Origin of the sequence: Rhodocytophaga rosea, from assembly GCF_010119975.1 — a bacterium.
Classification (GTDB): Bacteria; Bacteroidota; Bacteroidia; order Cytophagales; family 172606-1; genus Rhodocytophaga; species Rhodocytophaga rosea.
The window spans coordinates 8,505,153-8,528,798 of record NZ_CP048222.1 but is presented as its reverse complement, the minus strand read 5'-3'; the positions used below and the strand labels follow the sequence as shown (position 1 = coordinate 8,528,798).

Genomic DNA, 23,646 nt, shown 5'->3' with positions numbered 1-23,646 from the left:
TCTATGGACCATTATACATTAAGTAAGACTGATTTACAAAGACTTTATAAAGATATTTATAGTAAAGCAGATAAAATCATAGAACCCATCCTGGGCGCCATGTTTTTATTTGGACTGTTGATCGCTTTCTTTTATGACACCTGGCTCATCGCCATAGGAATAGGTAGTTTGAATATGTTAGCATATGTGATCACCAAAAAAATGTTACCGGAGTCAAACCTGTATCAGTATATCCTAAGCGTTATATCTGCTATTTTTGCAGCTCAATATATTTATCAGATGCATGGCATGGCTGAAATGCATTTCTGGGTATTTATCTCTTCTACGCTACTCATTATTTACCAGAACTGGCGATTACAACTTCCTTTGATTCTGATGGTATATCTGCATCATGGCTTGTTTGCTTACCTGCAATATAGCGGCTACAGTGAAGTATATTTTACACAACTCGCCTACATGGATTTAACAGCTTTTCTGTTTCATGCCCTCTTGGCTACAGGTGTATGTGGCATCTCAGCTATATGGGGATATACCACTAGTAAAAGAACCTTGCAGGATGCCTTAAATATCAAAACATTATCAGCATTGCAGGAAGAGCTCAGGCAAAACGCCTGCAAGATGGATGAACTTAATACGCACTTAATACAGGTCAATGAAGAGGTGCATCTAAAAAATGAAAGGTTACATGCATCCGAAGAAGAACTCAGGCAAATCAATGAAAATTTGAATGCCTTGGTAGCCCATCGAACACAAGCATTGCTAAAGCAAAACCAAAAATTACTGCAACATGCATATATCAATGCCCATAAAGTTAGAGCGCCTCTGGCTCGGATTTTAGGCCTTGTCCATCTGTTTGACTATGAAACAGAATGGAAAGAAAATGAAAAGATATTAATAGATCATCTGAATCTTTCAGCCAGAGAACTCGATAAGATATTGAAAGAAGTTAGCCTAAATCTGGAAATGGCAGAGTTTAAAGAATAACAAGCCATATAACTGGTATATATTCCTTTAGCCATTAAAATAGCCCTGCAAATCCTGAAATAGAGCTTATTATACACTACTAGAAAGGAATTTAGGGAAAATAGTTTTTCTCATTCGAACAACTTTTTGTCTGATAGTGTCTATTGAAAATGTTTTTCTGGTAATATTTAATTTATGGAGCATCAAAGGTGGCTTTGTTCGATCTGTTAATTTTATGGATCATTACCTGAATATCTGCATTCATAGTAAATCCTGACATTTGTAGTTTAACTAAGCCTACTTTTTGATAGGAGAACTCCAGGCTTCTGTTTATCTCATTTAGAAAGTGCTGGCTATCTACTTCTTTATAATAATTCACCTTCTGTACCCGCCTAATCAGCTCTTTTGCTCTGTTTGATAGAAGCTATAATTTTTTGTAGAAGACAACAAACTAGTTAGAAACTTAGTAATAAATACATACGGCATGAAGCCTTATTGATCCTTTAACTTTACTAACATGAATGATAAAGTACTTAGAAAACAGCTTGTCAGCCTGCTTGAGGGAGAAAATGCACATATATCTTTTGAGAAAGCGGTAGCAGATTTGCCCGCTCATTTGAGGGGAGTTAAACCAGCAAACCTGCCTTATAGTATCTGGCAGCTGATAGAACATATCCGCATTACTCAGTGGGATATCCTAGAGTTTTCAACCAATGCCTCCCATCAGTCCCCTAATTGGCCTGACCAATATTGGCCTTCAAAAGATGGTCCTGCTAGTGAGCAGGTATGGCAAGCATCATTGAGTCAAATAAAAAAAGACAAGCAAGCTTTTATTGCTTTACTCAATGATACTGGAAAGGATTTATTTGAAGCTTTTTCTTATGGAGAAGGGCAAAATCTACTCAGGGAAGCCCTGTTAATTGCTGACCACACCAGTTATCATACCGGCCAAATCATTATCGCAAGAAGACTTCTCGGAAATTGGCAGAGTTAAAAGTGTATTGTTGTTAAATTTGATAAAACAGTCTATCATATCGGGTATTACTTATTTTGGAACTTGTAATCTATAAAGTAGATCTATCTATACCATATTTCGCATTTGTAAAGGGTTACTATCTGTTATGCTAATGGGTCCATTGTGCTATCCTTGCCCAATGTTCTGGATGTATAACAGGTATGAAGAAAAGAGAGTAACTCAGGAAAAGAAAAGTCCTCAGCTGGAAACCACCTGAGGACTTTGATTACAAACCACCTAAAACCTAAACTTATATAAAATGATCTTGAACCTAATAGAGATACTTCTTGAGGATTAGTTAGCTACCCCACTTAAAAAGAACACTGCTTTTTGCCTTTCTTCATCCTTGCTAGATCAAAATTACCAAAGGAGTGGCAAATACAATAAACTTTTTATATTCTTATCCTACCTGCATAAGTTTCTCTGTTGAGTTGGCAAGAAATGATGGTAACATCAGCCATCATTTGGAGCAGCAGGTTGTATAACCATTAAATTCAAACAATACGCAATAAACTTTGAGAGCAAATCTTAATAGATAGAAGTGATTTTATCTCATTCGTAAAGTATATAGTACATCTATACAGCTAAAGATGATATTTACAACTAAGATACCTGAAAGTATATTTGTAAACTCTTTTCAGGTAACTACAAGCCTTAAAGTAACATCATCTAACACGCAAATTTCTCGTCCATACAACATTCAGAAAAAGCAGGTGTCTTCAAGGATGCGATTTATTGGTAATTTTTGTTTCAAAAGGAGTTAACTGATTCATAGAAAAGTTATTTCTGCTGTGTCTATGATAGCTTTTAAAGGGCATTATTACCACAGTTAGAAAATTGAAGAAATTGTGCTACAGGCATACTTTTCAATTTCTATCTTCCAGCCTTTAAAATAGTTTTTGGTTCTCTAAGCTTAGTGTTGTATAAATAGAATATACAACTTAGCTATTTATATAGAATTCAACCAATGCTTTTTATTGGGTGTATTTATGAAGGCTGGACTCACTTTTTATTGGTTACTGATTTTTTGCCTGCTAACGGCATGTCAATCAGCGAAGCCTTCCGTAAAGATTCCTATTGCAAAAGAAGGAATTCTTGATCTCCGGAGTTGGGATTTTAACAATCATGGCCCCATAGCCCTGGATGGTGAATGGGAATTTTACTGGGAAAAACTTTATGCTCCAAAGGATTTTTTACAAGCCCTTGCTGATACTGTACAAATGGTACAGGTACCAAATTCCTGGAATTCATATCATATAAATAATAAATATCTAGATGGTGATGGTTTTGCTACCTATCGCCTGCTGATTTTAGTGAGTAAAGTTACGGATGGGCAATTCTCAGTCCGTGTACCCATCATCTATACCGCTTCCAATATGTGGGTGAATGGCCAGCAGGTATATTCCTCTGGAAAAGTTTCGAACAGTCATTCTATCTCTATGCCACAGTATAAACCCGAAGTGGTAGATGTTGTGCTAAATAAAAATCCGATTGAGATTATTATTCAGGTTTCCAATTTTCATTACAGCAATGGTGGACTCAGGCAACCTATTAGGTTAGGACTTGAATCCCATATACGAGACAGCAGGCTTAAATCCATTGCCGTAGAATTCTGGTTAGAAGGAAGTATCCTAATTATGGCATTATATCATTTAGGACTTTTTTTTATCCGCAGGCGTGATTTAACCCCACTTTATTTTAGCCTTTTTTGCTTACTGATAGCCCTGCGAATTTTTATCACTGGTGAGTACACCATACATTTATTTTTTGATCCTGACTGGGATTGGGTAATCCGTCTGGAATACCTTACCTTTTTTCTGGGCTCAGCAGCTTTTGTACTATTCTTATACACAGTTTTTAATGCTGTATTTGGGAAAAGAGTTGTATATGTAGTATTTGCAATGGTAGCTATTTATGTTTTTATGGCTTTATTTACCACACCTTTCTTTTTTACTTCAGCCGTAACCTACTTTCAATTGTTTACCGTACTAATTGCCATATATGGCTTATATGTAATTATCAGGGCTTGCATACTTCATCTGGAAGGAAGTTATTCTTTTCTTTTTGGATACCTGTTTTTTGTTCTTACGTTTTTTAATGATTTACTCTATTCACACAAGATCATTTATACAGGCAATTATATTTCACTAGGCCTTTTTGTATTTATTTTTTCACAAGCTTTTTTATTAACCAGGCGTTTTTCATTTGCTTTTAGCGAACTCGAATCATCTAATAGAAAATTATTAGAAGCCAATACAATGGTAGAAGAACAGAACGAACAGTTATGGCAACTCAATTCTGAGCTGGATAGTTTTGTATACCGTACCTCCCATGATCTGCGGGCTCCTGTCGCCTCGGTCATGGGATTGATTAATATTGCCAGGCAAGACAATGATATAGAACAAAACAGGCATTGCCTGGAACTGATGGACAAATCTCTTAATAAATTAGATCGTGTGATCCGGGATATTATTGATTATTCAAAAAATAAAAACCTGGGTTTTGATATCAAAAAAATTGATTTTAATCTTGGGTTACATGAGATTTTTGCTAGTCACGATTTTATGGAGAATGCCTATCGGATTGATAAATCAGTAGAATGGACAGCGAATGATTTTTTTTATACCGATCAGAAACGGATTGACATTATTTTGAATAATCTCATTTCAAATGCTATTCGGTATTATAATCCTTCCCAGCAACATCCTTTTATTAAAGTAAAAGTAAGCTCAGATAGTACAACAGCACTTATAGAGGTAATAGATAATGGACTGGGCATTGCCAAAGAATACCAGACAAAGATTTTTGATATGTTCTTTCGCATTAGTAATCATGGAGATGGTTCAGGCGTAGGGCTTTATATAGTAAAAGAAACTGTGCAAAAACTAAGTGGTGAAATTAGTGTAGAATCAGAACTAAATAAAGGTACGGTTTTCAGGGTAAAATTGCCAAACCTAAAATATAAAATGAATGGACTCTAGCAATATAGTTGCCAACTTCTCCCAATTTTTCGAACAAATGCAAAGAAAAACCAGGTTTGATTCTTCTTGCTTTTCGGGGTGACATAGGCATTAATTATGATCTAGTTAATACACGCTTGGTTCTTTCAGATTAAGATACATTATTAACAGATTGGTTATTGGCATTTCCCTAATAAAAAGGAGAATAAGTTAATCAACTAATGGTAATACTTGCCTTTTGTTCATATTCTTCCGGACTCATATCAGGATAAAAAGACTATTCCCTATGGGCGCAATCTTCGCCTCTCAGTTCGTTTGTGTTTTCTGTTTTACCACTCCTGCATACAATAGGAAATATTTCTTTTAGTCTCTTGGAGGGTTTTATAAGATTGTTGATAGACAAATCCCTTTTTCACAGTAGCTACTTTCCATAACGGCATTATCCTAACGGAGCTAAGGGTAAATGCTGCTTAGCATGAGTTGTAGTTATGTGTTTTTTCTTTCTTTTGCTTTAATACTATTAGCTTTCATTAGCCGGCAATCTTATTTTCGCTTAACTTTTGCCTGCTCAAATGTAGCAGGTTCGACAATTTCATTTGTTTTCACCTGTAAATTAAAATAAAAGATTACTTTTTGAAACTTTTACCATAATTTCCTGGCTTAATAATATATTGCCCTTCTATATCCTCTCTACTTGTAATGCTTTTATAGCAAATGCGTCCACTGGGAAATTGTAGAATTGGATAGCTGGATATTAAATTACCACATTTATTTCACATAACATTTATACAATTGACTTTTGCTGATTTTAGTTTAAATCCCTCATTATTAGATGGGATTGCTGATATGGGATACAGTTTCTGTACGCCTATTCAACAACAAACCATTCCCCTTATCCTACAAGGCAAAGACCTCATTGGTTGCGCCCAGACAGGAACCGGTAAAACCGCTGCTTTTCTAATTCCAATCCTGGAGCAAATTATCAGCAGCGAAGGTGGTTTTGTAAAAACACTTATTATTGTTCCTACCAGAGAATTAGCTAAACAAATTGACGGAATCATTGATGGATTAGCTTATCATTCACCGGTGCGTTCTATTGCTGTATATGGCGGAGGGAATGGCGAAGATTTCTCACAACAACAAAAAGCCCTGGATGAAGGAGCAGATATTATCATTGCTACACCCGGCCGTTTGATTGCCCATTTACAGATGGGCAAAGTAAAACTGGAAAACCTGCGCCATGTCATTTTAGATGAAGCAGATAAAATGCTGGAGATGGGTTTTTATGAGGACATCATGAGCATTATTGCCAAACTCCCCACTAAAAGACAAACATTGCTTTTCTCCGCTACCATGCCGGCCAAAATACGTACGCTGGCAAAACGTATCTTAGTGGAACCAGAGGAAATAACCATTGCAATGGCTAAACCAGCCGAAGGTATTGTGCAATGGGTATGTCATGTATACGAAAATCAGAAGTTACGTGTACTGGAACATCTTTTCAAAGAAAAGCAGGTAGAGAGTATGATCTTGTTCACCTCTCGTAAAGCCAAAGTAAATGACATTGTGGGTTCCCTCCACAGAATAGGTCTATCAGCACAAGGAATTCACTCCGATAAAACCCAGCAGGAGCGGGATGCTACCCTGAATGATTTTAAAAACCGCAGGTTTAAGATACTGGTAGCCACCGACATTCTCTCCAGAGGGATTGATGTAGAAGCCATCAGCCACATTGTCAACTTTGAAGTACCTGACCCGGAAGACTATGTACACCGCATTGGCCGTACTGCCAGGGCAGCAGCTACCGGCGAAGCCATCACCTTTGTAAGCGAAAAAGAACAATATCGCTTGGCCCGAATTGAAAAAGTACTTGGCAAACAAATTGACCAAATTGAAATACCTGAAGTGCTAGGTGAAGTGCCCAAATATAACCCAACTACTGCCAGGCCAGGTGGCAAAAGCTTTAAAGGTAAAAAATCAGGGAGCAAATCAAAGAAACCATTCAAATGGAAAAATAAGCCGGAAAAAAATTAAGGTAGTACGCATACAGTTGAAAATAGATATTTGAACTTCTTAGAATAGATATCTTTAGAGAAAGTTTTGAAATATTATTTAGTTTTTCTTTTGAGCAGGGTATCAATAAAGGATAATTGTAACATAGTTTCAGCACTTTCTGTAGTTTTCTCAAAATCACAGCTCAATCTACGCTTGAAATTAAGCCATCCATAGATTTGATACATACTCGTAGCTGTGTACACCGAGCTACTCATTTTTCCCCCTAATTGAATCATTCTGCTTTTAACTCAGCGTGAATTCGAGGGCTATCATAAGTCTCCTTACTGACTTAATGAATTTATTTGAGTAACTGCTCATTTTCATATATTCTCGCACATTGCTTATGCTTTAACTAAGTGTAGTAACCACTTTTTAATACTTGCATAATTCTTAATAGTGTCACAAGTGAAAACTGCCCTCTAAGTTGGTGGATCAACAGGTATCTTATAGAGGGCGTTTGATGCGGATCCCAGATCAAGCCCTGGTTGAGAGCTGATACCCATTGCCTCTGTTAGGATTTCGTACTCCTCTTTTAAACGAGAGGCTTTTTTCTTTAATTGATACATTTCATCTTCCTAAGGCTTACATTTACCTGGAAATCTATCTCACAATCCTGTATTAGTTGTCGCTTCCATCGAGTAAAGCTTCCAATAGTGGTACCTAAGTCTCTCGCTATTTGGCTTTTGTTACTATTTTTTGTGCCAGTTTAATAGCTACTTCTTTAATTCCTTTTGGATATGTTTTTCTACTAGGCATCCTTATTATTATTTAGTTGTTAAATTAAGGATTAGCTTGACTTCTAGTACTTAATTAACGGGAGAAGATCAATAGATCTATTTTCAGTCTTCTTCAGATTTTGTTTGACAGTTTTTATGTCAGATACAAACATAAAAAAGTCCTTCGTCATACTTTTAAGTTACCTGAAAAGGGAGTTATTTTAACTGACCAGATAAATTAAGTAGCATTTTATGTATTGCTGGCAACTTTTACACTTAATATAGGTTACACAATGCCTTGTGCCAGCATAGCATCAGCCACCTTGACAAAGCCTCCAATATTGGCTCCTTTTTCATAGTTTATATAGCCATCTTTTTCTGTGCCATACTTGACACAGATAGAGTGGATTCTTTTCATGATCTGCTGTAATTTCGCATCCACTTCTTCTCTGCTCCAGGAATAGCGCTGTGAATTCTGTGACATTTCAAGACCTGACACAGCCACTCCGCCGGCATTCGATGCCTTACCGGGAGCATATAAAATTTTAGCTTGACTGAATGCTAAGATAGCTTGAGGCGTACAAGGCATATTGGCCCCTTCAGCTACACAGATACACCCATTGGCTAGTAAGGTTTTCGCATCCTGTTCATCTAACTCATTCTGGGTGGCATTGGGAAAAGCAATGTCAGCTTTGATCTTCCATGGCCGCTCACCAGGGTAAAAGGCACACCCATATTTTTGAGCATATTCTTTAATTCTGCCCCGGTTCCCTTCTTTTAGCTCCTGAATATAGATTAGCTTTTCCTGATCAATTCCATTAGGATCATAAATAAACCCTTCAGAATCAGACATGGTCACTACTTTGGCTCCTTCACTTATACATTTTTCTACCGTGTATTGCGCTACATTACCTGACCCTGAGATCAGCACTGTTTTACCTTTTAAGGATTCTCCACGGGTAGCTAACATATCTAAAGCAAAATAAACTACCCCATAGCCGGTTGCCTCCGGACGGATCAGGCTGCCTCCCCAATCCTGGCCCTTTCCTGTTAATACCCCTGTAAACTCGCCTCTGATCCGTTTGTACTGCCCAAACAGATACCCTACTTCTCTAGCGCCTACACCAATATCGCCTGCCGGCACATCTATGTCAGCCCCCACATGGCGGTATAACTCGGTCATAAAGCTTTGGCAAAACTTCATAATTTCGTTATCTGATTTTCCCTTGGGGTCAAAATCTGCTCCTCCTTTGCCTCCACCCATCGATAAGCCGGTCAAACTGTTTTTGAATACCTGTTCAAAGGCCAGGAATTTAAGAATATTCAGATTTACCGAAGAATGAAAACGAAGACCGCCTTTATAGGGGCCAATAGCACTATTCATTTGAATGCGGAATCCCCGGTTAATTTCCACCTCTCCTTGATCATTCAACCAGGGTACGCGGAACATTATCACACGTTCTGGTTCAGCGATACGTTCCAGGATTTTAAATTTTCTGTATTTCGGGTGGACTTCTGTAAAAGGAATGATTGTGTCTGCCACTTCCTGGACAGCTTGTAAAAATTCAGGTTCATGAGGATTGCGGGCTTTGATTCGTTCCATGAACGCTGTAACCGATGCATGCATATATTTTATTTATAGTAAACTAAATATGATAAAAACTGCTTGATAATGGCAGCCAGCCCTTTCCTATGTTTTCAATTAACCTTTTGATACAGGTTGCTTTAATTGAGCGATTCCAGAGGTCTGTGACGTAATATTTTATTGTCTACTGAATAACGGCCCGGCCCTACAATCATAAAAAATAGGAGCAGTCCTGTAACTACTAAGGAAAGCCAGAGTTCTGTATTTTCTACAAACATCCCTCGTCTTAAATTCACTATGATTAGGGCAGTAATAAGAATTGGCAACTGGAATAAAAGAGACAATCGGGTTAAAAATCCAAAGACAATCATTGTTCCCCCTACCATATGCACTGTACTGGCAAGCAGAGAAGCCTTATGGGCAGATAATAGAGTCTGGCCAGATGCAAAATAATAAAACACATCGCTGGTATGCTCTATAAATAATAGACCTTTGACAAACAAAAACAGGCCTAAAAGGATGCGTAAGCCATCCATCCAAAGAGGATTACTTGCGCTGTTACTCCGTGTCGGGTGTCGAAGTGAATGTTCTAAATTCATGGCGTGCAAGATTTAAAAGAATGTGTAAGATGATACTAACAAGATTGCTATGTGTAGTATAGGATTATGCTATATACGTAAAAATTTTTATAATTGTTAATTTACAATTGTAAAAATTTATTGTAACTTCCTGATACCTTTCAAGAAAATTTTGAGCAAAATCTTTATTGAGTATAAGCAACAGCTACAAAAAGGAATGAGGTTAAACGATTAGACTTTGTAAACAAGCTTATATCATTATAAGAGCTCCTGACAAGAAGAGTAAAATAACAACTCTTCTTATCAGTCCCACTTTATAAATATGATGTGCTATGAAAATTCTTATTGTAGAAGATGAGTCTAAATTAGCCTTGAATTTTAAAAAAGGGCTAGAGCAACAAAGCTATGAGGTAGAAGTGGCGATAGATGGCTTGATGGGGAAAAGCATGGCATTAGGAAATACATATGATATAATTATCATGGATGTCAAACTACCTAAAATGAATGGCTTTGAGCTGATAAAAGCTTTACGTTGTGCTAAGCTGAAAATTCCTATATTGATGATAACCTGCTTAGCCTCCATAGAGGATAAATTGAAAGATTATGAATCCGGAGTGGATGCCTATCTTATAAAACCTTTCACAATGGGCGAATTAGTAGAAAGGCTGCAAGCTTTGTATAAAAAAAGGTACGATATACCGGAAGAAGAGAGAATTCTCAAATTAGCTGATCTCCAAGTAAATTTAAACAGTAAAATGGTTCAGCGGGCAGGCACGGAACTTGATTTAACTGCTAAAGAATTTGCATTACTGGCGTATCTTTTAACCAATCAAGGCAACCTCGTATCTAGAGCAGAAATTGCAGAGAATGTTTGGAAAAATAGCTTTGATCCATCCAGTAAAGTGATAGATGTATATATAAACTTTTTGCGAAAAAAAGTAGATACAAACTTTCCTGTGAGATTGATTCATCCGCTAGCAGAAAAAGGGTATCTTATGAAACAATAAAACAGGTGGCATTACCTGGTATCAACTAAACATATAGTATATGTCCTTTATTAGTACATCATTGGAGCAAGCTTCTAGCTGGGAGGATATATGTTTTCCAATAGAGGCTGTAGAACTGTCTTCATTGCTTCCGGAAGGCTATCAACTACTTGCTACAGATAGACAAATAGCCATCATAGGAGACTCACATCTGGGAGGCAAAGATATTTTTGCTTTGCAAAGTAAGGAGTATAGTTTGATACCTAACAGTTTGATCCGGTCCGTTATTGATGATTGTATCAGCGGTTACTCGCTAAATATACGCTATACCACACAAGGGGAATTTAGTATTGCTATTATTCTGCCTGAAAAGGTGAATATGGGTTCAGAACAGCTTTACAAATCTGTAATTATAAATAATTCCTATAATGGAAAAACGCCTTTTACTATACAAGGCACATCTATTGGGATGTATAATGAAAAAAGAGTGCGAAGTAGTTATTATCGGGAGATTTGCAGTAACGGACTTATGGGTTGGGTAGACGATTTTATTAGTATGCAGGATTATCTGAACTGGCTAGCCGCTGGTCAACCTAAGAAATCTAAGGATAGACAGCAACAAGTGAGCAAAGAAATAAAAGAGGATATCCCAAAAGAGGAATTACTGCAAAAAAGATTTTCTCATAAAGGGTTAAAAAATGAATGGTTCAAAGAGTACCTAGCCAAAGAGCTGCACAACTTTCTGAATTATCCTAAATCGTTAACTGCTCAGGTGTATAACCGCTTGTCAAGTAAACCTGTTTCTAAAGAGGCAGAATCAATTATAACAGATATTGGGGTACCCAGGATGCTTGCTAAACAAGCCCAAGACCGGTTACGAAGAGAGGAAAAATTACTTAGTGTTAAACCCAATCTATGGTTAGTATATAATGCTGTAAATTATGCCTTATTCAATAGCCGGAGTTCCTTAACCATCAATGATCGATATAAGCTTGATGAGTCGGCTTTACATTATTTAACAACCCAAACGATCTGACTAACTTTTTGTTGCAAGTCAATAATGGGTAATATTATTACTCAGAAAGATAATGCACCTAAGTATTGGGCATAGGAAGTAAATGTTGATTAATCAGGTAGCAAAAAATAAGAGATAGAAATCAACCAAGATTGATTTTTGTTGTTTTGTAAATTTACTTAAGTACTGCTTTCTGATTAAAGAATTTAAATTTGACAACGTATTTGGGAATTTAAAAGGCTTCCTATCTTTAGATACCCTACGTCACTTGAAATCCCTCTTTTGGTTAGCTTCTAATGCTGAATTTCAAACCAGCTCTCTTTCCGTCCTCTAATTTTAAAGTAGAAGCTCACATTTTGATTCGGCTCTGTTTATGGAGTAACAAAAAATAGAATAAATAACGTTTCATTCAGCATAGCCCATTCCTTTATACTTTATAAGTTTGTATATGAAACTTTAAACAGTTTCAACTTTTATTTTTTTATCAATCTGAAATTAATCAATTTTTTCTCAAGGAGACCGAACGAGGGTATAACTCCCTTTTTATATACCATTCAACGCCTTAAATTAATGGGTAAAAAAGTTAAATTAGCTTAAGGATTTTTCTCTAATACTCGGATTACTTTCCTATATGGCCTATGCAAAATTGTTCCAAGAGTATTTTTTTGGGGAGTATTTGGCTCACCTGCCAAGTTTTCCTCTACTGCCTTGTGACTGCTGAGAGCCTGGCACAGGACCAAGCGAATGTCCTTTGGTTAACAGATGATAGTTTACAGAAAAATCGCTCACCCTATTCCCTCTATACAATGCCCTGGCGGTTTATGGCAGGAGATAGTTTGCAATGGGCAGCCCCTTCTTTCAATGACCAGGACTGGCCACTTACCAGAACCAGCTATAGTATAGGGAATACGCCTGCCGGATGGCAAGGGATAGGCTGGTTCAGGCTTCATTTCGATGTGGATACATCTATGGTAGGAAAATTACTGTCTTTCCGCATCAGCCACATGGGGGCCTCAGAGATTTACCTGGATGGAAAGCGTATTGGCGGGTTTGGTAAAGTTGGATATTCCTCAACAGAGCAAACCTACTTTCCCGACTATGAACCCATTGCTTTTAGCCTTGAGCAGCCTGGCAAACATGTACTGGCGGTAAGGACATCAGAATTTCATAGCTATCTTATTCGTAGAATACGGTACAGGCAGGGATTTACTATCTGGATCGCTCCCTACGAACAGATGAACCGGTATATCAAAAATATGGTGCGGAGCGATGGATTAAGTCTGGTTCCGGGTGTTGGTTCCGGGATTCTTGCCCTGTTGCACTTATTTCTTTTTTTATTTTATCCGGCTAAGAAGTCCAATTTGTACTTTAGTGTCTGTCTTAGCTTTTTTTCAGCGGCTGCTTTACTGGTTTTTCTGGAAGGCCAAACCACTAACCTCAGCCACCACCAGACTATTTTTTACCTAATCCGATCCGTAAATTTTGCGTTTAACATCTCTTCTGTGGCTTTTGTCTATTCCGTTTGTTACGGAAGGCAATCCTGGCCAATTGCCATATTCTATGGGATAGGGATTACGCTATTTGGGCTGATTGTGCAGCTACCCTTCTGGCCATTTAACGATGTATTGTGGCTGGGGTTTCTTGGACTAAGTACCCTGGAAGTTTTACGGGTTGTCTCTATTGGAATGATACGCAAACAACCCGGTGTATGGCTGATTGGTGTAGGGATGCTGGCAACAGCTTTTGTCTATTTTATGTCAGCCTGGAATGTGCTTGGGTTGTTGCCAAATAACCCATCAGGGCAGGGCCTGTTCATGTCTATGGGCTTTCTACTAATGCCATTCACCAGCTCCCTTTACCTGGCCCAGGATTTTGCCCGCACCAGTATAAATCTGGAAGTGCAACTCAAACAAGTACAAACACTTTCAGCTCAGACACTAATCCAGGAAGCTGAAAAACTAAGGTTGGTGGCTATTCAGAAAGAGGAACTTGAGCAAACCGTTCAGGAGCGAACAAGTCAGATACAGCAGCAGGCCGACAAACTCCGGAAAGTAAATGAAACCAAGACCCGCTTTTTTACCAATCTGGCCCACGAATTTCGCACTCCACTCACTTTAATAGTAGGGCCGGTCGAACAGATACTGGCCAGAAGCCAGGAACCTTCTACTAAACAGCAGGCGAGCCTGTTGCAGACAAATGTCCGGCGATTGCTCAGGCTGGTGAACCAATTGCTGGATTTAAGTAAGCTGGAAGCAGGTAAAACCAGTCTGGTGACCAGTAAAGGAGATTTAATTGGTTTGGTGAAAGGTATGTTACTCTCGTTTGACTCGCTGGCTGTACAAAAACAAATTACCCTGCAATTGCACACTGATCTTGAACAACTCATCATGGAACTGGACAGGGATAAATTGGAGAAGGTATTTTCAAATCTGTTTTCCAATGCCTTGAAGTTTACTCCCGCCGGAGGAACTGTGTCTGTTAGCATCTCAACAGAACAAAATGGTAGCAAACCTTGGGTACAAGTGGCTATTCAAGATACTGGCAAAGGCATTCCGGCAGAAAAAACCCCTTATGTATTTGATCAATTCTATCAGGTGGATGCTTCCCATACACGGGAGCACGAAGGGTTTGGCATTGGACTAGCTCTGACTAAAGAATTGGTAGAATTACATGGAGGCCGGATTTCTATCACCAGTACTGAAAATCAGGGTACACTGGTTACAGTGCGGTTGCCAGTATATCAGCAGAAATTGGATACCGCTCAATCTGAAATAACTACTGCGTTTGAAGAGCAGGCAAGGATTACCCCATCTGAAGATCTTGAATCATTGCCAGCTGAGGAAATAACTAAAATATCTGAGCTGAGTGAAACCCCTGATGTACCTGCTTTGCCGCTTACCGGTGAGTTGCTCATTATTGAAGACAATTCAGAAGTGCGCCGGTTTATATGTTCCTCACTGGAGCATCAGTACCGGATCTGGGAAGCAGAAGGAGGAGAAGAAGGTATTAGCCTTGCCAGGCAGCATATACCGGATTTGGTGATAACAGACCTGATGATGCCCCGGATGGATGGCTACCAGGTGTGCCGGGAATTAAAACAGGACCAGCGTACCAGTCATATTCCCGTGCTGATGCTTACCGCCAAAGCCGACCTGGATAGCCGGATTGAAGGCTTGCAAACCGGGGCAGATAGTTATCTGGCAAAACCTTTTCACCAGCGGGAACTACTGGCTCAGATTGCTAATTTGATTACCACCCGTCAGCAGTTACGGGATCGATATAGGAGAGAAAATGTATGGCAAACCAACGAAAGTGAACTGCCCTCCCAGGAGCAGATTTTTCTAGACAAGGTCAAAGCTTTTATTGAAGCCCGTTTGTCGGATGAGCATTTTGGAGTGGATCAATTGAGTGAGGAAATGGCCATGAGCCGAACACAGCTTCACCGAAAGCTTAAAGCCCTGATAGATTACTCACCCGGAGACCTGATACGTCTCATCCGCTTGCAGCATGCCTTAACTTTATTGACTCACAATGTTGCCTCAGTCTCAGAGGTAGCCTATCAGGTGGGCTTTGCCAATCCGGCTAGTTTTTCAGCCAGTTTCTCCCGCCACTATGGCTTTTCGCCACATGAGGCAAAGAAGAAAGCAGATTCTCCTGCTTCATAGAACTTACTAATTTATCTCCCGACAGGTATTAAAAAGCCCATTACTTCTCAAGAAATAGGAATTGCAACGTTTTCGTAAGTCTTTGCAACATTTTCGTAAGCCGGTTTCTGACCATTTTCCTTCCTTTGCTATATACAGAGCGATTCATGTATAGCTGCTAATAATATGGTTTTGCTATATACTATATATGATTTTCTCTTTTACCTGCTTTTTTATTCCCTGATTAAAGAACTACACCATGAAAACTGTATTGTCCCTGCTGCCCGCCATTATTGCCATCAGTACTATGGCATTTTTGTATACCCCTTCAAATGTTCTTTGTTATATCAGTAATAGCCAACCTAAGCTTACTGACGAAGCCAAGGAACAGCGCAATAAAGCAACCGCACTGGCTAGTGTACGGGCTGTGGCAGCGAATCAAATAGATGAAGCGCTAAAAGATTGTGCACCCGACATAATTAATTATGGAAATGGCAGCATTCCACCAGCACATGGTCTGGAAAAGAACAGAGCCGGATTAAAAATGGCTACTACAGCTGTACCTTTTAACGGGAGCGAAAACCTGATGGCCGTAGCTGATGGAGAATGGGTGATGGTATGGGGAAAGTTTTCCGGTTCCTGGCAAAAAGACATGATGGGCCAAAAAGCAACAGGCAAGCCCTACCAGAAAACAGATGTAGAGATATTCCGATTCAATGAAGCAGGCCAGATTACTGAGCATCATAGTGTACAATCTTTCTATGAAGTAGCCCGTCAGATTGGATTACAGCTACCCAATTAGCGCAATTCGTTCACTATTATTCTTACCTGACCAAATCATTATGACTTAGGATGAAATTTCAATGCCTTACACCTCTCTGTTTTCAACAAAAATACGCTCCCTATGAAAAGAAACTACTTTCTTAGTTCGCTGCTACTGATGGCAGTGGCTCCTTTTAAAACATTTTCAAAAATCCCATCCTTATTTGGACGCCCCACTAAAGGAATTAAAATTGCCCGGGGTGAAGGAAGAATACATGGCCATATTCAAACCAGAGGAAGATTGCCTGGGGTAGTAGATGTAAAAGTATCAGGCAGTGATACCGAAGGCAGTTTTGCTGTGTTTGAACAAACTGTATTGGCCAAAGGCGCTAGTGTACCTTTGCATTTCCATCCGGCGCAAGACGAAATGTTTTATGTATTAGAGGGCTCTTACCGGTTCAAAGTAGGCGATGAACTGTTTGAGCTGCAGGCTGGGGACAGCGTTTTTCTTCCCCGGAAAATTCCACATGCCTGGATGCTGTTGTCGGAAAAAGGAACCACACATGTATTGGTTCAGCCGGCAGGTGAGCTTGAAAACTTTTTTGTAAAAATGAAAGCAATCGATCATGTTCCAACGCCGGAAGAAGTTGCCAAAATCTCTGCCGAAAGCGGCATGACGGTAGTAGGTCCGCCATTGAAATTAGAGTAAACAAGCCTGACCATCGGTTAAAAATAAGTCTTAGGCAAAGTACGCTTCATATACACCAAATCTCCTGCTTATTATTTCTTATTTCCAGGTTAACACATACATCAGCAGAAGTGTTCCTAAATCCTATTGATGTGAGTAACCGAATGGTGCATCCTTCCTTTTAACATATACCACTATGAAACAGCTATTTGTAGGGCTATTGTTATTGCTATGTGTCATTGTGCAGGCACAGCATCAGCCACCAAGCCCGGAGCAAATCCGTTCTACCATTGCAAAATTGATAACTGATCTTGGAGTTCCGCCAGAGCCGGTGGCGAAAGTTGAAAACCATTTTGTAACCAATGGCAGTGATTCTATTCCCATCCGTATGTACGAACCTGTTTCCGGGAAACGCCTGCCTATTCTTTATTATGTCCATGGCGGAGGCTGGGTAGCCGGTGACCTGGATACACATGATAATATTTGCCGCTACCTGGCTAACCATCTGCAAGCCATTGTAATTGCTGTCCATTACCGCCGTCCACCAGAATATAAGTTTCCTGCTGCTTTTGATGATAGCTATACAGTGCTGAAGTGGATTGATACCCATACAAACAAACTGAATGGAAACGGCAATCTGATTGTAATTGGAGATAGTGCCGGCGGCCAGTTAGTGGCTTCCCTATGCCTGGTCAATGCAAAGGAGAAAAAGCCTGTTCCTATTCTGGCACAGGTGTTAATAAATCCTGGTGTCAACTTCTCAAAAGGTTCTGTTGCCTATACAACGCCTCCCAGGTTCATTGATTTTTACCTGAATGAAAATGACAATACAAATGATATACGCATTTCGCCCAGATTGGCAGAAAATGTAAGGGGTGTTCCGCCAGCTATTATTGTAGTAGGAGAACACGACAAAATAAGAAATGACGGTGAGTTTTACCATCAGAAACTGCTAAACGATGGTGTCAAATCCCTTCTTTATATTCAGCCAAATGCAGGACATTTACGAGAACACTGGTGTGCGGCAGATCAAATAGCCAAACCAGCCATAAATTTTGTGGTGGAAAACTTGCAACAATGGCTTTTGAAATAAAGGAGAGCTTAAAAGTGAATTTAACCATTGCATGGGCAATACCTAAATTTAAACCATAATTGGAATTGCCGCTTGTCTCTTTAAAATTACTTACTGGCAGGTATAGGTTTTAAGGTTATTGTATTGTATATTGAGTTGATCATCAAGCCTTTAATTTCTAATAATAAATTCTGCATATATGATCTATTTGCTGGCAATCAAACGAGTATAAAAATATGATCAGTAAACCAATCCTGCCACGATACCTGGCTATTATAATCTGCTTAATTGTACTGAGCAGCTTGTCCACCCGGAAGATTTTCAGCCCTTCTCAGTCTCAGCAGACAATCGCTTTAGTTAATGGGCAATGGTTTACCGGCAAAGGTTTTGAATCCCGTACAGGATATAGTGTCAATGGCCGGTTTACGTTTAAAAAACCAAAACAAATTGACCAGACAATAGATTTAGCCGGTACCTGGCTGGTGCCTCCTTTCGGCGAAGCACATAATCACAATATTGATGGCGTGGTAGAAGAACGGAGTAAAAAGGCGATTGAAAGGTATATGGCCGATGGCGTGTTTTATGTAAAAATTCAGGGAAACTATCCTTTAACAGATGAGCAAAAAAACCGGCTTCAGATCAACCAACTACAAGGCCCCGATGTGGCGTTTGCACATAGTTTTTTCACCGTAACAGGCGGCCATCCTATGTTTATGCATGAAAATATTTTGCTCTCCCAGGGATACTACCCCGGATTTACCAAAGAGAATCTACAGAACAAACTCTACTTTACCATTGAATCAGAAAAGGACCTGGAAGACAAATGGCCACAGATACTTGCCCTACACCCTGATTTCATCAAGACAAATTTGTGGTGTTCCGATGAATTTGAGAAGCGAAAAAATGATCCGGCTTATTTGGGACGCAAAGCGCTCGATCCACGTCTGCTTCCTAAGATCGTTGCCAAAGCCCATGCTAATAAATTGCGGGTATCTGTGCATATCACTAATGCCGCTGACTTTCACAATGCCCTGCTGGCAGGAGTAGATGAGATTGCTCATAGTGCCACTACGGGTTTGTTTAAAAATATTGAAGAGCGGGGCTCCGATCCGAGAGTATTGGGAAATAGTGAACTGATGGTACGATTGCTCTTGGAAGCTACTAATTCTGCGAATAAAGGAAATGCAGCTTATATACCCATTTCTGAAGAAGATGCCAAACTAGCAGCCAAACAAGGAACGATTGTAATTACTACTATGGGTCTTATCTCCAGGTCGCCGGAGCCTGTCCGCATCGCAGCAAAATCCACAATGGCCGCCCATATAAAGCTTCTCAGCGAAAATGGCGTTAATTTGGTTATTGGCAGTGATAATGTCATGGACACATCTGTTAAGGAATTGGAAGGGCTGAAGTGGCTAGGTGTTTTCGATAACCTTACACTACTGAAAATGTGGGCAGAAGATACCCCTAAATCTATTTTTCCTGATCGCAAAATCGGTAGGTTACAGGAAGGCTATGAGGCCAGCTTTGTGGCTCTGGACGGAAACCCCTTGGAAGATTTACAGAATATCCGTAAGATTAAACACCGTTTTAAGCAGGGTGTTGTTTTAGAAAAATAGAGCTGCCCATTAGCTTACTAAATAGCATTCATTTCCCTTTCTCACCCAATCTGCCAGACCTTTTCCATCTATGAACCAAAAATTACGCTCTGTAAGAAAGCTCAATAGCAATGGAATTATTGATCAAATATCTACAGTTATTGAGTAGCTTGTAGGATTAAATAAACAAATACATGCCGAACGATACTTTTTCCTTCTGTGTGTTTCACCCTAAGCAGTGTATCTATACCCAAGTCTTTTTCAAATGTACAAGCCACTCAGAATATTGCTTTGATTAATGGGCAATGGTTCACCGGCAAAGGCTATTTACTACTTCTGTTAATTCAAAATTAACTATCCGTTCATGTACTTTATCCTGCTTTTCCCGAAACGTATGGGATTTTATTTCTTCTGTGTCTAACAGGATAGTAACTAGTGGAACATTGCCCCATACCGCTAAATACCTGCCGCTCTTTCAAACATAGCCAAGGTCTTATTTTCGGCTATGACCATCGCATTTTCTTGTATTTCAATCACATGACCAAGACTCTGGTAACCATCACAGGTAATTAGATCGCCATCAAAGTTGACTTTCTTTTGCAAATTAAGTTCATCGTTGCGTTTACAAGATAATAAGCTAATGAGGATGAAAAATATGATGAACCCAATTTACAATTGCTTATCATTAGAATTAGAGAAACCTGATAAAAGTAGATTAAAAGACTTCTATTAGCTACGCATAAAATGACAAGATGATAGTAAGAGCATTATGGAAGCTTTTTCTCCGAACTATGCCACCCAGACGAGCAGACTCCAAAGGCAAGCCAATAGGCTAACAATGATTAGCGTCCACATCAGAAAAGTTAGAAAAGAATAATTGGTAGCAAGAAAAAAAGCGGCAACAGTCAGGCCGATGAATAGTTCAAAGTATCCCAAGCCAATAAATAACATAAAGCCCGTTCCAACGAGCTAATTGCGATTATCCTGGTAATTGATGCCACCGCAAAGCACAGAGATTACTGCTATGATGCTGCCTACACTTCCCATCACCATGCGCAAAAGCTGCCACCAATGGCTTCCCGGTGCCCAAGCAAGTGTCAAAAATGCCTGTAAAAGTCCTGTCAACGGTAAAAAATACCCAATCGTTTCCAATTGTTTATGACCTGCTTCGGTTGGTGGCTCATTGCGCGATACCAGTCATGCTATAAGGAGCCATACCAATCCCCAAGCCAACTCCGGTCCTTGCTACGTATCGGTTTAGCATGGATAGGAAGTCTAAAAATTTACCATTAAATAGCTTTTGAGACAATTTTAAGCTAATTATCCCAAAAACGTAATATGCTATGGATGCAAGGCTTCTAGTTGCTTGTTCAGGACTTCAAAAAGCACTGTGTTTCCATCTTGTTGATAAGTGGAAAGGTTTTTAGTGAAGCTGTCCAGATCATATAAGAAGGCCTTGAGGAAATCCGCTTTCAGTTCGGTAAAATGCCTGCCATATCCAAGTTTGTCGATGTAGGCGGCATTCATAAACTGTTCAAACTGATTTTGTAGCGGGAATGAATACACGGGTTTTTTGAGGTAAACCGCTTCTGAAATAAAGGAGAAACCCCCGTTGGCAATCACCGCTTTAGCTCCGGCTAAGTCATTTACAAAGCCATCTTCGCTAAACAGTTTGAAGATAACGTTTTTGTCCTGCTCATCTTTATTGAACCCGTACACATAAAAGTTGATATCCCGAATCTGATGCAGAATTTTCTTAATACCATTAAGTGAACTGGAGGTTTGATATACTAAAATATGATCCCCACTGCTAACCTGCGCCTTACAGATTGCCTCTCGAACGATGGGAGGCACTAGCGATGTGTCTTTCTTTTTGAGGGGAGCATCAAAGAAACTGGAGATAAAGTAATGTTTGGCGCCCGGTACCTTTGCATGGACAATTGACTTCGCCAATCGATAATTGTTCTTCTCCTCGGAAGGAATTTCGATGTCTAATGCGCAGCGGTCCATCACCTGCATGTTGTCGATGCTAAGCAGTGGAATCTGGTGTTGCTTGGCAAAAAAGTACGTAAAGGATTCAAAGTCACTAATCACCACATCGGGCTTGAAGTTCTTGTCCATCAGTAAATACTGCGAAAAATTGTGCAGCAGGTTGGTGGGTGCCGTTTGCAAGTTGAGCAGAAAGGTGCCTAATTTGGATACCTGCGCATTTTTATAGGCAAAGTGAAGTCCTTTGATTTCGTGTACCCGTTTGGGGAAAGACTTTGTTAGAAACTGGTATGCGCGGGAACTGCTCACCACCTGCACGTTATGCTCTTTTAATAGAAAGTCAATGACAACTTTGCTGCGGGTGGCGTGGCCCATTCCTTCGCCGGGTACTCCGTATAATATGTTCACTGTGTAGATTGTTTATATTACTCATTTGTTGGCAGCTCGAAGGCAACTGTGGGCTATCCCATGTGTGTTTCTGCTTGCGCTGAGCTCCTAGATTACTAAAACCAAAATAAAGAAGAACAATGAAGATAAAAGCATTAACTAGTAAGTATTCATTACAAGCGCTATCAAACAAGGCACAATTATGCTTTCACAAATCCAATATGATGGTAAAGTTGGGTGATGTGCCCATTTTGAAAACAATCTTCATTAATTAAGTATGATTAGTGGCCTGATATATTCATTATATTATAAAGTTTACTTCTCGTTCCTATTTCCTGCAAGTGAAAAATTAGGTCGCAGCATTCTTCTGTAAGCTTGTTTTACATCCTTAAATTTAATTTCTAACTCTTTAATATCTGCGTCTTTATGATTGTCTGGATTGACTCAATACTCAAATTTATGGTCATAGACATTTGATAATCCTTCATCAATTGTCTCATAGGAATAGCGGCGGCTGACCAGTATTTAGCTAAAAGCGCTTCTCTTTCCATATTTACTGAACTACCTTTTTCTAAGGCTTTGTAATATAAAAAGGTTTCATCAAGTGCATTTGAAATTGCCCTAAACGCGGTGTCTTTAGTTCTTGTCTATCCTTAAAAATCGTTCACTTGACACAATTGTTTGTATCAGTCCGTTTAAGATTTCTTTTATCATATGTGTCGTACTATAAAATTGCTTGTACGTCCCGATTTGATTTGGACCCAAAATCAATAAGTTTTCGCAAATACTTAATAATCAATTGGTTAATCAGGCTATTTTATAATTTAGTAATATATTAGAAAGTTAATAATGTATTACTTTATAGGTAGTTACATCCTGTAATTGATTTTAGGCCCGAATAGGGTGTCCCAACCATTAAACCAATATTACCATAAGATTCTTTAAATTGTTACGGCCATGTGTTGATAACCTTTGAAGCGCAGATGCTACTGCAAAGGGTAAAATTACTCTCTCTGCAGGGGCAATTCATTATGATAAGACAAGTTAACGGATTAAATCAGGTAGTGCTACCTATTAGTCAACTTAACCCGGGTGTATACCTTGTGGAAATTTATACAGAGATAGGGATAAAGAAGTTGATTCTCTTACAGACCCTATTCAGTTGTAATAATGCCCGTGGCTGTTGCACAACGTACAGAAGGATAAAATAAAGGGCAAGTTCTTGCCCAAGAGGGAGGACTTGAGCTTTGGCTCTTGGATGGTTAAAGCAAGTAATTAGCTTTTGCAGATTATAGGCACAAGCGGCCATAAGCATCATTTTGTGAGCGGCTTGTTTGCCTTTTGCATTGCTTCTTTTCATGCCATAATAGTTAAGTAAACTGCCAAAAACAGGTTCTACCGTGGCCATTCTGCGTCTTTTCATTCTCTTGCCTTCTTTGCTTTCTATGCGCTGCTGCATACGCTGATGATAGTGACGATAGACACTGAAAGTGAGGCTTTGTCGCCTTTTATTGCCACAACATTGCTTTTTAAAAGCACACACTCCACATTCTTTTACTCTGGCATGGTAGTAATGAGTGGCAAAGCCATTTTCCATTCTAATACCATGATAGTAGAGCAGTTTTTCATTGCG

At 39.3% G+C, this 23,646-nt stretch carries 19 protein-coding genes and 1 pseudogene; 12 read left to right on the top strand and 8 right to left on the bottom strand.

Going from position 1 to position 23,646, the window contains the following annotated elements:
* The first annotated feature begins 3 nt into the window (after positions 1-3).
* Positions 4-984 (top strand): phytochrome family protein, encoded by a 981-nt coding sequence (locus GXP67_RS35075; RefSeq protein ID WP_162447441.1) that lies wholly within the window; start codon positions 4-6, stop codon positions 982-984.
* A 172-nt stretch (positions 985-1,156) separates the two neighbouring features.
* On the opposite strand, the gene GXP67_RS35070 is transcribed toward GXP67_RS35075, so the two are convergent.
* Positions 1,157-1,342 (bottom strand): hypothetical protein, encoded by a 186-nt coding sequence (locus GXP67_RS35070; RefSeq protein ID WP_162447440.1) that lies wholly within the window; start codon positions 1,340-1,342, stop codon positions 1,157-1,159.
* Between the two features lie 138 nt (positions 1,343-1,480).
* Here GXP67_RS35070 and GXP67_RS35065 point away from each other — a divergent pair, with 138 nt between their 5' ends.
* The 3 genes from GXP67_RS35065 (at position 1,481) to GXP67_RS35055 (ending at position 6,972) form a co-directional block, all read left to right on the top strand.
* Positions 1,481-1,957 carry a DinB family protein gene (locus GXP67_RS35065; protein WP_162447439.1) on the top strand — a complete coding sequence of 159 codons (477 nt, stop codon included), beginning with the start codon at positions 1,481-1,483 and terminating at the stop codon, positions 1,955-1,957.
* A gap of 1,010 nt (positions 1,958-2,967) precedes the next feature.
* On the top strand, positions 2,968-4,959 hold the full coding sequence (locus GXP67_RS35060; protein ID WP_162447438.1) for a 7TM diverse intracellular signaling domain-containing protein: 1,992 nt from the start codon (positions 2,968-2,970) through the stop codon (positions 4,957-4,959).
* Between the two features lie 771 nt (positions 4,960-5,730).
* Entirely contained in the window at positions 5,731-6,972 is a 1,242-nt protein-coding gene (locus GXP67_RS35055; RefSeq protein ID WP_232064776.1) for a DEAD/DEAH box helicase, read from the top strand.
* A 313-nt stretch (positions 6,973-7,285) separates the two neighbouring features.
* Here GXP67_RS35055 and GXP67_RS38550 read toward each other — a convergent pair.
* From GXP67_RS38550 to GXP67_RS35045, 3 genes and pseudogenes are all read right to left on the bottom strand, one after another.
* A pseudogene (locus GXP67_RS38550) lies at positions 7,286-7,749 on the bottom strand (IS3 family transposase); the annotation flags it as partial.
* Positions 7,750-7,995: 246 nt separating this feature from the next.
* Positions 7,996-9,312 carry an NADP-specific glutamate dehydrogenase gene (gene gdhA, locus GXP67_RS35050; RefSeq protein ID WP_232064770.1) on the bottom strand — a complete coding sequence of 439 codons (1,317 nt, stop codon included), beginning with the start codon at positions 9,310-9,312 and terminating at the stop codon, positions 7,996-7,998.
* Positions 9,313-9,434: 122 nt separating this feature from the next.
* Entirely contained in the window at positions 9,435-9,893 is a 459-nt protein-coding gene (locus GXP67_RS35045) for a DoxX family protein (protein WP_162447436.1), read from the bottom strand.
* Positions 9,894-10,204: 311 nt separating this feature from the next.
* Here GXP67_RS35045 and GXP67_RS35040 point away from each other — a divergent pair, with 311 nt between their 5' ends.
* The 7 genes from GXP67_RS35040 to GXP67_RS35010 all read left to right on the top strand — a co-directional run bounded on the left by GXP67_RS35040 (position 10,205) and on the right by GXP67_RS35010 (position 19,658).
* On the top strand, positions 10,205-10,879 hold the full coding sequence (locus GXP67_RS35040; RefSeq protein WP_162447435.1) for a response regulator transcription factor: 675 nt from the start codon (positions 10,205-10,207) through the stop codon (positions 10,877-10,879).
* Between the two features lie 40 nt (positions 10,880-10,919).
* Positions 10,920-11,894, top strand: coding sequence for a hypothetical protein (locus GXP67_RS35035; RefSeq protein WP_162447434.1), 975 nt, complete (start codon positions 10,920-10,922; stop codon positions 11,892-11,894).
* A gap of 689 nt (positions 11,895-12,583) precedes the next feature.
* Positions 12,584-15,538 (top strand): hybrid sensor histidine kinase/response regulator transcription factor, encoded by a 2,955-nt coding sequence (locus GXP67_RS35030; protein ID WP_162447433.1) that lies wholly within the window; start codon positions 12,584-12,586, stop codon positions 15,536-15,538.
* A 238-nt stretch (positions 15,539-15,776) separates the two neighbouring features.
* On the top strand, positions 15,777-16,319 hold the full coding sequence (locus tag GXP67_RS35025) for an ester cyclase (protein WP_162447432.1): 543 nt from the start codon (positions 15,777-15,779) through the stop codon (positions 16,317-16,319).
* Between the two features lie 102 nt (positions 16,320-16,421).
* Positions 16,422-16,988, top strand: coding sequence for a cupin domain-containing protein (locus GXP67_RS35020; RefSeq protein WP_162447431.1), 567 nt, complete (start codon positions 16,422-16,424; stop codon positions 16,986-16,988).
* Between the two features lie 175 nt (positions 16,989-17,163).
* Complete coding sequence (locus GXP67_RS35015; protein WP_162447430.1) at positions 17,164-18,060, top strand: alpha/beta hydrolase; 897 nt, start codon at positions 17,164-17,166, stop codon at positions 18,058-18,060.
* A gap of 215 nt (positions 18,061-18,275) precedes the next feature.
* The gene (locus GXP67_RS35010; protein ID WP_162447429.1) at positions 18,276-19,658 is read left to right on the top strand and encodes an amidohydrolase family protein; all 1,383 of its coding nucleotides are present in this window, start codon (positions 18,276-18,278) and stop codon (positions 19,656-19,658) included.
* 435 nt (positions 19,659-20,093) lie between these two features.
* Here GXP67_RS35010 and GXP67_RS35005 read toward each other — a convergent pair whose 3' ends face one another.
* The 3 genes from GXP67_RS35005 to GXP67_RS35000 all read right to left on the bottom strand — a co-directional run bounded on the left by GXP67_RS35005 (position 20,094) and on the right by GXP67_RS35000 (position 22,001).
* Positions 20,094-20,240: a hypothetical protein gene (locus GXP67_RS35005; protein WP_162447428.1), complete on the bottom strand. Its 147-nt coding sequence runs from the start codon at positions 20,238-20,240 to the stop codon at positions 20,094-20,096.
* Positions 20,241-20,606: 366 nt separating this feature from the next.
* Positions 20,607-20,738 (bottom strand): hypothetical protein, encoded by a 132-nt coding sequence (locus GXP67_RS37940; protein WP_262890472.1) that lies wholly within the window; start codon positions 20,736-20,738, stop codon positions 20,607-20,609.
* 240 nt (positions 20,739-20,978) lie between these two features.
* Complete coding sequence (locus GXP67_RS35000; protein ID WP_162447427.1) at positions 20,979-22,001, bottom strand: MJ1255/VC2487 family glycosyltransferase; 1,023 nt, start codon at positions 21,999-22,001, stop codon at positions 20,979-20,981.
* A 995-nt stretch (positions 22,002-22,996) separates the two neighbouring features.
* Here GXP67_RS35000 and GXP67_RS38445 point away from each other — a divergent pair.
* Positions 22,997-23,224, top strand: a complete 228-nt coding sequence (locus tag GXP67_RS38445; RefSeq protein ID WP_394351994.1) for a T9SS type A sorting domain-containing protein — start codon at positions 22,997-22,999, stop codon at positions 23,222-23,224.
* On the opposite strand, the gene GXP67_RS34990 is transcribed toward GXP67_RS38445, so the two are convergent.
* A complete protein-coding gene (locus GXP67_RS34990) occupies positions 23,125-23,610 on the bottom strand; it encodes a transposase (protein ID WP_162447425.1) in 486 nt (161 codons plus the stop codon). The two genes, GXP67_RS38445 and GXP67_RS34990, sit on opposite strands and share 100 nt — an antisense overlap.
* Positions 23,611-23,646: the final 36 nt, after the last annotated feature.